The 8,215-nt window shown below is 69.7% G+C and carries 8 protein-coding genes; 5 read left to right on the top strand and 3 right to left on the bottom strand.

Features of this window, described 5'->3' with window-relative positions; translation table 11 throughout:
• Positions 1 to 46: 46 nt before the first annotated feature.
• The gene (locus MHY29_RS10115; RefSeq protein WP_239240914.1) at positions 47 to 619 is read right to left on the bottom strand and encodes a helix-turn-helix domain-containing protein; all 573 of its coding nucleotides are present in this window, start codon (positions 617 to 619) and stop codon (positions 47 to 49) included.
• 527 nt (positions 620 to 1,146) lie between these two features.
• Positions 1,147 to 1,374 (bottom strand): N-acetyltransferase, encoded by a 228-nt coding sequence (locus MHY29_RS10110; protein ID WP_239240911.1) that lies wholly within the window; start codon positions 1,372 to 1,374, stop codon positions 1,147 to 1,149.
• A gap of 208 nt (positions 1,375 to 1,582) precedes the next feature.
• Here MHY29_RS10110 and MHY29_RS10105 point away from each other — a divergent pair, with 208 nt between their 5' ends.
• From MHY29_RS10105 to nrdE, 4 genes are all read left to right on the top strand, one after another.
• Complete coding sequence (locus tag MHY29_RS10105) at positions 1,583 to 2,617, top strand: hypothetical protein (RefSeq protein WP_239240908.1); 1,035 nt, start codon at positions 1,583 to 1,585, stop codon at positions 2,615 to 2,617.
• 518 nt (positions 2,618 to 3,135) lie between these two features.
• A complete protein-coding gene (gene nrdH / locus MHY29_RS10100) occupies positions 3,136 to 3,381 on the top strand; it encodes a glutaredoxin-like protein NrdH (protein WP_224354993.1) in 246 nt (81 codons plus the stop codon).
• Positions 3,382 to 3,388: 7 nt separating this feature from the next.
• Positions 3,389 to 3,874, top strand: coding sequence for a class Ib ribonucleoside-diphosphate reductase assembly flavoprotein NrdI (nrdI, locus tag MHY29_RS10095; RefSeq protein WP_239240905.1), 486 nt, complete (start codon positions 3,389 to 3,391; stop codon positions 3,872 to 3,874).
• 38 nt (positions 3,875 to 3,912) lie between these two features.
• Complete coding sequence (nrdE, locus tag MHY29_RS10090) at positions 3,913 to 6,039, top strand: class 1b ribonucleoside-diphosphate reductase subunit alpha (RefSeq protein ID WP_370643508.1); 2,127 nt, start codon at positions 3,913 to 3,915, stop codon at positions 6,037 to 6,039.
• An 87-nt stretch (positions 6,040 to 6,126) separates the two neighbouring features.
• Here nrdE and MHY29_RS10085 read toward each other — a convergent pair whose 3' ends face one another.
• Positions 6,127 to 6,597, bottom strand: a complete 471-nt coding sequence (locus MHY29_RS10085) for a DUF2087 domain-containing protein (RefSeq protein WP_239240899.1) — start codon at positions 6,595 to 6,597, stop codon at positions 6,127 to 6,129.
• 173 nt (positions 6,598 to 6,770) lie between these two features.
• Here MHY29_RS10085 and nrdF point away from each other — a divergent pair, with 173 nt between their 5' ends.
• The gene (gene nrdF / locus MHY29_RS10080; RefSeq protein ID WP_224354989.1) at positions 6,771 to 7,757 is read left to right on the top strand and encodes a class 1b ribonucleoside-diphosphate reductase subunit beta; all 987 of its coding nucleotides are present in this window, start codon (positions 6,771 to 6,773) and stop codon (positions 7,755 to 7,757) included.
• The last annotated feature ends 458 nt before the right edge of the window (positions 7,758 to 8,215 follow it).

Raw genomic sequence — 8,215 nt, 5'->3', positions numbered from 1 at the left:
GTCGGGCGGGGTGGGGATGGGACGGGGTGGCGCGGGACGGAGGTGCTCAGGTGCGTCCGGCGAGGATCCATAGGACCAGGGCGGGGGAGTCCGGGTCCGGGTTCTGCCAGGAGTGGGGCTCCTGGCCGCTGAAGGTGGCGGTGTCCCCGGCGGCCAGGGCGTGGGCGCCGTCCACGGTGCGCAGCGTCAGCCGGCCCGAGACCACGTGCACGGACTCGACCTCGCAGTCCACCGTGTACAGCTCGTCCTCACCGGTGCCGCCGGGGGCGATCTCCGCGCGGATCACCTGCAGGGGCCGCAGCCCGGGCGGGGAGAGCAGGCTCTCGGTGATCCCCTCGCCGCCGAGGCTGATCGCGGGCGCCTCGCCGCCGCGCACCACGGTCACCTCGGGGGCGTCCAGCACGTGGCCCGGGCTGGTGCCCAGCGCCTGGCACACGGCCACGAGGGAGGCCACCGAGGGGCTGGTGAGGTCCCGCTCGACGCGCGAGAGGAACCCCTTGGACAGGCCCGTCACCTGGGCGAGGTCGGCCAGGGAGATGCGCGCCTGCTCGCGCAGGGCGCGGAGGCGGCGGCCCACCTGCGGGGTGGTCGGCGTGGGGTGCAGCGGCAGGGACTTCATGGGTCTCGGGGGTGCTCGGGGTCGGGATGTGACGATGTCAGGGCCAGGTGTTGCTCATCGTGAAACCGATGTTTACCGTATGCGCGCTGGGCCGTCTGGGCAATGGGCGCGCCGCATCCCGAGTCCGAAACCGGATCGTCGCCGAAGCGTGTCCGTCCCGTGCTGGGCGGGCTCGGAGGGCGCCCCTAGCGTGTGAGGGGCACCACATGGTGCGCCGTTCGAGAACGGAGTCCCGTCATGGCCCGCACCCGTCCCTGCACCCGCAGCGCCGCCCGCGACCGGCAGGCCGTCCTGTCCCAGCGCACCACCCGCTTCGCCGCCGCTGTCCTAGCATCCACGGGGCCACTGCCCGTTGCGGCCCCCTCCACGAGCGGCAAGCCCGTCCATCGGACGACCGAGCGTCCGGCACCTCGGCGGATCACCACGAAGTGACGCGCTGATCCCGCATGCGCCACGGGGCGGCCACCGGAGGACCGGTGGCCGCCCCGTCGCACGTCCGAGGAGGTCTCGCCCCGCGGGGGGCGAGGTCAGCCGCGGGCGAGCATGGCCTGCCGCTCGGGGTGCTCGTCGAACCACTGGGCCACGTACCAGCACATCGGCACCACGTGCGTGCCGCCGGCCGCCCCGCCGCACTCGGCGATGTCCTGCACCGCCCCGGCGGTCAGCGTGGGCGCGTGGCCCTGGCCGCGGAACGTCGGCAGGGTGAAGGCCCGCGTCAGGGACACGGCGGTGCCGTTGTCGCGGTAGTCCAGCACGGCCAGCAGGGTGGCGCGGCCGTCCTGCCCATTCGGTGACCGCCTGGGGCGGCCGGCCCGCTCCGGCCACGAGCCAGACACGGGATGGTCTCGCTTCCGTCACAGCTGTTGCGTGGGCGGGGCATCGGGCTCCACACTCGCAGTATCCGGCCGGGAGGGCCGGACTCACCCGTGGCCGCTCGGCCGCACCGCACCGAAGGAGCCCGTCGTGGACCATGTCGCCTCACACCCCCGCATCCGCCCCGCCTCCATGCGCCTGATCACCGCGGCAGGGACCGTCGGCCTCGCCGCCGCCGTGCTGGCCGCCCCTGCCTCCGCCACCCCGCACCTCGGCGAGCAGGCGGTCTGGGGCTGCGTCTATGACACCGCCGGTGTGTACACCTTCACGGACCAGGAGACGGGCGCGACCGCCTCCTCGGCGTCCGTCCCGTTCGTGCTCCAGGACGCCGCGGCCGACCCGGAGGCCCACACGGCCGAGGATGTCACTGTGGCGGTCCGACCCGCCGGCTCCGACGCCGCCGACGCCGTGCAGATCCCCTTCGCGGGAGGCGATCCGGTCGGTGCGTTCGAGACGCGCGACATCGTGGCGGCCCTCGGTCCGGACGTGAGGCAGGCGGCCGTCGAGGTGCGCGTGGACGGCGTGACCGAGGCCGCCACCGTCCTGGAAGTGGAGACCGGCGCCAATGCCGCCGACCAGGCCTGCTTCGCCTACGAGTACGGCACCGAGGTCATGGGCCCCCAGGTCGAGCGCATCGACGTGCCGTTGCACCAGCCGGCGGACGAGGGCCGTCCGGCGGACGGCTCCTTTGCGTTCGGCGTCTCCTCCACCCCGGCTGCGGTCGAGGTCACCGTCGAGGGCGAGACGCACTCCCTGCCCGTCGCCGGGGTCTGGCAGGATGGCTCGTTCTTCGGCGTGTCCGAGCCGGTGGCGGCACTCAAGGAGGTCGACGGAGGCTACGGCTACAAGGAATGGATGTCGGAGGCCCTGGCCCGGTTCGACGGGACGGACTACGCCCTGGTGTACGGCGAGGACGCCGACGGCGTGACCCGCTCCCGCCTCGCGCTCCTGCATCCATACGTGGACCGCGCGGTCGAGGACGCCGCGGCCCCGGCCGAGGGTGGGCACACGGTCCCGTCCAAGGTCCAGACGGGCGACGAGGCGGCATGGTGGTTGGCCGGCGTCGCCGCTCTGGGGGCGGGCGCGCTGGTGGCGGCCCGGCGTCGTCTGGGGCTGGCCGCGTGACGCGGTGATCCTCCGCAGGTGACAGGCGCTCAACGGCTCTGATGCCGTGATTCCGGGCGGGTCTCTTCGTGGGACCCGCCCGAAGTCCTCTCCAGGCCACCGGGGCGTTCGGGTGGGACCCTACGGCCGCCGCCGCCCCACATCTTGTGTCCGCGACACCCCCGGACACGCCGTCTTCCGGTGTGGCCGGATCGACTCTCCGGGTGTGGACGGGGTCCTCCACAGCCTCGGCCGGCTGTGGACAGCGACACCCCGACCACGCGTCTCCCGCATGGTTACGCCGTTGTGATTCGCCCCCTCCTGTGGAGCGTGGTGTGGACGGGATGTCAACTCGAAGCACACGGGTGTAACTACTACATGTAGTGCTCAGTGCACCCCGTGGCACCCAGATGTAGTATCGATTCAGCGCACCGAGGCCCCTCGCCGGATCGCCGGCAGAGGGGCCCGTCGCACCAGACTTCCCACGGCCTCCGGGCCGAGACAGCACTCACCACACCGAGGAAGAAGGACGAGCCGCCATGACCGTCACCGTCTACACCAAGCCGGCCTGCGTCCAGTGCAACGCCACCTACCGTGCACTGGACAAGAAGGGCATCGCCTACGAGACCGTGGACATGTCCCAGGACCCGGAGGCCCTGGACCGCGTGCGCGCCCTGGGCTTCATGCAGGCCCCGGTGGTCATCACGGACACCGACTCCTGGTCCGGCTTCCGTCCGGACAAGATCGCCGAGTTGGCCGAGTCCGCGGCCACCCAGGTGGCCTGACGCCGCGATGACCACGGCCACCGCCAGCCCGAACCACATGCGGGACGCGGAGGCGCAGGGGCTCGTCCCCACGGACGCGCGGCTCATCTACTTCTCCTCCGCCTCCGGCTACACCCACCGTTTCGTCGAGAAGCTCGGCCTGCCCCTCGGACAGGCCGCCCGCCTTCCCCTCCTCACGCGGGAGCCGACCCTCGGCGCCACCGCCCCCTACGTGCTGCTGACCCCCACCTACGGCGGGGGCGGGGACACCGGGGGGGAGGTGCCCAAGCAGGTCATCAAGTTCCTCAACGTCCCGGGCAACCGGGCGCTGATCCGGGGCGTCATCGCCTCCGGCAACACCAATTTCTCCGGGGCCTACGCCGCGGCGGGGTACATCATCTCCCGCAAGTGCCAGGTCCCCCTGATGTACAAGTTCGAGCTCATGGGCACCCCCGAGGACGTCGTCGCCGTCCGGGAGGGCCTCGAGCGCCTGGAAGAAGGACAGCACGCATGACCGTCACCGAGGCCGACCTCATCCAGCAGGCCAAGCACATGCCCGAGGCCTGGCAGGACCTGGGCTACCACGAGCTCAACGCCATGCTGAACCTCTACGGGTCGGATGGGAAGATCCAGTTCGAGGCGGACCACGCCGCCGCCCGCCAGTACTTCTTGCAGCACGTCAACACCAACACGGTGTTCTTCCACGACCTCGAGGAGAAGCTCGAGTACCTGCAGGAGAAGCACTACTACGAGCCGGAGACGTTCGCGCAGTACGCCCCGGAGTTCGTCAAGGCGACGTTCGACCGCGCGTACAAGGCGAAGTTCCGCTTCCCCACCTTCCTCGGCGCGTTCAAGTTCTACACGTCCTACGCGCTCAAGACCTTCGACGGCAAGCGCTATCTGGAGCGCTACGAGGACCGCGTCGCCGTCGTGGCCCTCCACCTGGCCGCGGGCGACGAGGCCCTCGCCACCCACCTCGTGGACGAGATGATCTCCGGCCGCTTCCAGCCGGCCACCCCCACGTTCCTCAACGCCGGCAAGGCCCAGCGCGGCGAGCTCGTCTCCTGCTTCCTGCTGCGCATCGAGGACAACATGGAGTCGATCGCCCGCGGCATCAACTCCGCCCTCCAGCTGTCCAAGCGCGGCGGCGGCGTCGCCCTGTCCCTGACGAACGTGCGCGAGCAGGGCGCCCCCATCAAGCACATCCAGAACCAGTCCTCGGGCGTGCTCCCGGTGATGAAGCTGCTGGAGGACTCGTTCTCCTACGCGAACCAGCTGGGGGCCCGCCAGGGCGCCGGCGCCGTCTATCTGCACGCGCACCACCCGGACATCCACTGGTTCCTGGACACCAAGCGCGAGAACGCGGACGAGAAGATCCGCATCAAGACGCTCTCCCTCGGCGTCGTGATCCCGGACATCACGTTCGAGCTGGCCAAGCGCAACGAGGACATGTACCTCTTCTCCCCGTACGACGTCGAGCGCGTGTACGGCAAGGCCTTCTCCGAGATCTCCGTGACGGAGAAGTACTACGAGATGGTGGACGACGCGCGGATCAAGAAGACCAAGATCAACGCGCGTGAGTTCTTCCAGACCCTGGCCGAGATCCAGTTCGAGTCCGGCTACCCGTACATCGTGTTCGAGGACACCGTGAACCGCGCCAACCCCATCAAGGGCCGGATCACCATGTCCAACCTGTGCTCCGAGATCCTGCAGGTCTCCGAGGCCTCCGAGTACAACGAGGACCTGAGCTACGCCCACGTGGGCCAGGACATCTCCTGCAACCTCGGCTCCATGAACATCGCGAAGACCATGGACTCCCCGGACTTCGGGCGCTCCGTGGAGACCGCGATCCGCGCGCTGACCGCGGTGTCCGTGATGAGCGACATCCAGTCCGTGCCGTCCATCGCCAAGGGCAACTCCGCCTCCCACGCGATCGGCCTGGGCCAGATGAACCTGCACGGCTACCTGGCCCGCGAGCACGTGCACTACGGCTCCGAGGAGGGAGTGGACTTCACGAACATCTACTTCTACACGGTGCTCTTCCACGCGCTGCGGGCCTCGAACCTGATCGCGCAGGAGACCGGCCAGAAGTTCGGCGGCTTCGAGGACTCGACGTACGCCTCCGGCGAGTTCTTCGCGAAGTACACCGAGCAGGAGTGGACGCCGGCCACCGCCCGCGTCGCCGAGCTGTTCGAGACCGCCGGCATCGACATCCCCACCCAGGACGACTGGCGCGAGCTCCAGGCGAAGGTCATGGAGCACGGTCTGTTCAACCGCAACCTGCAGGCGGTCCCGCCGACGGGCTCGATCTCCTACATCAACAACTCGACCTCGTCGATCCACCCGGTGGCCTCGAAGATCGAGATCCGCAAGGAGGGCAAGCTCGGCCGCGTGTACTACCCGGCGCCGTACCTCACCAACGAGAACCTCGAGTACTACGAGGACGCGTACGAGATCGGCTACGAGAAGATCATCGACACGTACGCCGCGGCCACGCAGCACGTGGACCAGGGCCTGTCCCTGACCCTGTTCTTCAAGGACACGGCCACCACGCGAGACCTCAACCGTGCGCAGATCTACGCGTGGACGAAGGGCATCAAGACGATCTACTACATCCGCCTGCGCCAGCTCGCCCTCGAGGGCACCGAGGTCGAGGGCTGCGTGAGCTGCATGCTCTGAGCCTCGGCTCGCCCCACGACGACGGCGACGCACCCCGTGCAGAGGGTGCGTCGCCGTCGTTCGTCCGGAGCCCGGCCGGGTGAGTGGTCACCTCCGCCAGTACGCCGAGCCGTCCAGCTCCCGGTCCACGAGGCCGAGGTCGTAGGCGTGGCGGCGGAAGAAGGCCACGTCCACGACGAAGAGGGCCAGACGGTCGTTGAGGGTCGCCTCCCGGACGCGCTCGCCGGGGGAGAGGACGCGCTCGACGACGGCGCCCACCGCCGCGTCGACCTCCCCGTGCGGGAGGTCGCCCACGCGGATCCGCCCGCCGTCCAGCACGGCCAGCGGGCCGAGGGCCCGATCGAGGGCGGCGACCGCGTCCGCAAGGAAGGCCTCCTGCAGGACCGGGGTGTCGTCGTCGTCCGCGCGGGTGAGGCCGACGGACTCGGCGGCCTTCAGCGCGCCGCGGTCGGAGGCGGCGACCTCTGAGCCGGTCAGCAGTGCGCCGAGGGCGCGCCGGATGCGCGGATTGCGGAGCAGCGCCACGAAGGACCGGGTGGGGCGGAGGGAGTCGTGCATGGTCGTCACCCTAGGCGCAGGACGAAGATCACGTGCCGACCACGCCGGGGCGCGAGTGCCGAAGGAGGTGCGCTGGCCTAGACTGGCCCGCGACTTCATGCCCCGCGCGCGCCGCCGTCGCGCCCCGAGATCCGCATGATTCCACCGATGTCTTCCAGAAGGATGTGCCTGCCATGACTGAGCCGCACCACGGACCCTCCGTCCACGATCACCTCGTCGAGGCCATCAACTGGAACCGCATCCAGGACGAGAAGGACAACGAGGTCTGGCAGCGCCTCGTCAACAACTTCTGGCTGCCCGAGAAGGTGCCGCTGTCCAACGACGTCCAGTCCTGGAACCAGCTCACCGACGACGAGCGCCTGCTCTCCATGCGCGTGTTCACCGGCCTGACCCTGCTGGACACGATCCAGGGCACCGTCGGCGCCGTCTCCCTGATCCCGGACGCGATCACCCCACACGAGGAGGCCGTCTACACGAACATCGCGTTCATGGAGTCCGTGCACGCAAAGTCCTACTCCTCGATCTTCTCCACGCTGGCCTCCACCAAGGAGATCGACGAGGCCTTCCGCTGGTCCCGCGAGAACCCGAACCTGCAGCGCAAGGCCCAGCTGATCCTGGAGCGCTACGACGGCGAGGACCCGTACAAGAAGAAGATCGCCTCCACGCTGCTGGAGTCCTTCCTCTTCTACTCCGGCTTCTACTGGCCGATGTACCTCTCCTCCCACGCGCGCCTCACCAACACGGCGGACCTGATCCGCCTGATCATCCGCGACGAGGCCGTGCACGGCTACTACATCGGCTACAAGTACCAGCGGAACATCGAGACCCTGCCCGAGGAGCGCCGCGAGGAGCTCAAGGCGTTCACCTTCGAGCTCATGTTCGAGCTGTACGAGAACGAGGTCGAGTACACCCACTCCCTGTACGACGCCGTCGGCCTGGCCGAGGACGTGAAGAAGTTCCTGCACTACAACGCGAACAAGGCGCTGATGAACCTGGGCTACGAGCCGATGTTCCCGGCCGAGACCACGGACGTGAACCCGGCGATCCTCTCCGCCCTCTCCCCGAACTCGGACGAGAACCACGACTTCTTCTCCGGCTCCGGCTCCTCGTACGTGATCGGCAAGGCCGAGGCCACCGAGGACGAGGACTGGGACTTCTGATCCCGTCCGCCTGATCCCCGTCCCGACGCCGGCCGGTCGCCTCCCCGCGGAGGCGCCCGGCCGTCGTCGTCCCGCGAGGGGCATCACTCGTCGGCCCCGGGCCCCGCAGTATGACGCTGCGCGTCACCGCCCTGCCCGATGGAGCGCACACGCTGCGATACGCTTGGGCCCAGCTTCAGGAGAAGCGGCTGTGGACCCCGCCTCGGCGGGTCCACGTGGTCCCATGACGAGCCGCTCGCCAACCCCATGTTCACGGGTGGCAACGGACCGAGAAGCGGCCCGCCTCCGCTGCGTGCAGACCCCCCGAGGGGAGCCCGCGGTGACTGGGGGACGGGCAAGAGCAGCGTTCGAAAGGATCCCGGCCTCCGGCTCGGGGCGTCTCTCGCCCCCGCCCGCCGTGCTGTGCCCCGCGGGGAATCACCCACCGCACGGCGGGTGCGGAACGGTGCGGGGTGGGC

The organism is Micrococcus sp. ACRRV, from assembly GCF_022346985.1.
GTDB classification, from domain to species: Bacteria; Actinomycetota; Actinomycetes; order Actinomycetales; family Micrococcaceae; genus Micrococcus; species Micrococcus porci.
This window is presented reverse-complemented; position numbering and strand designations above follow the sequence as displayed.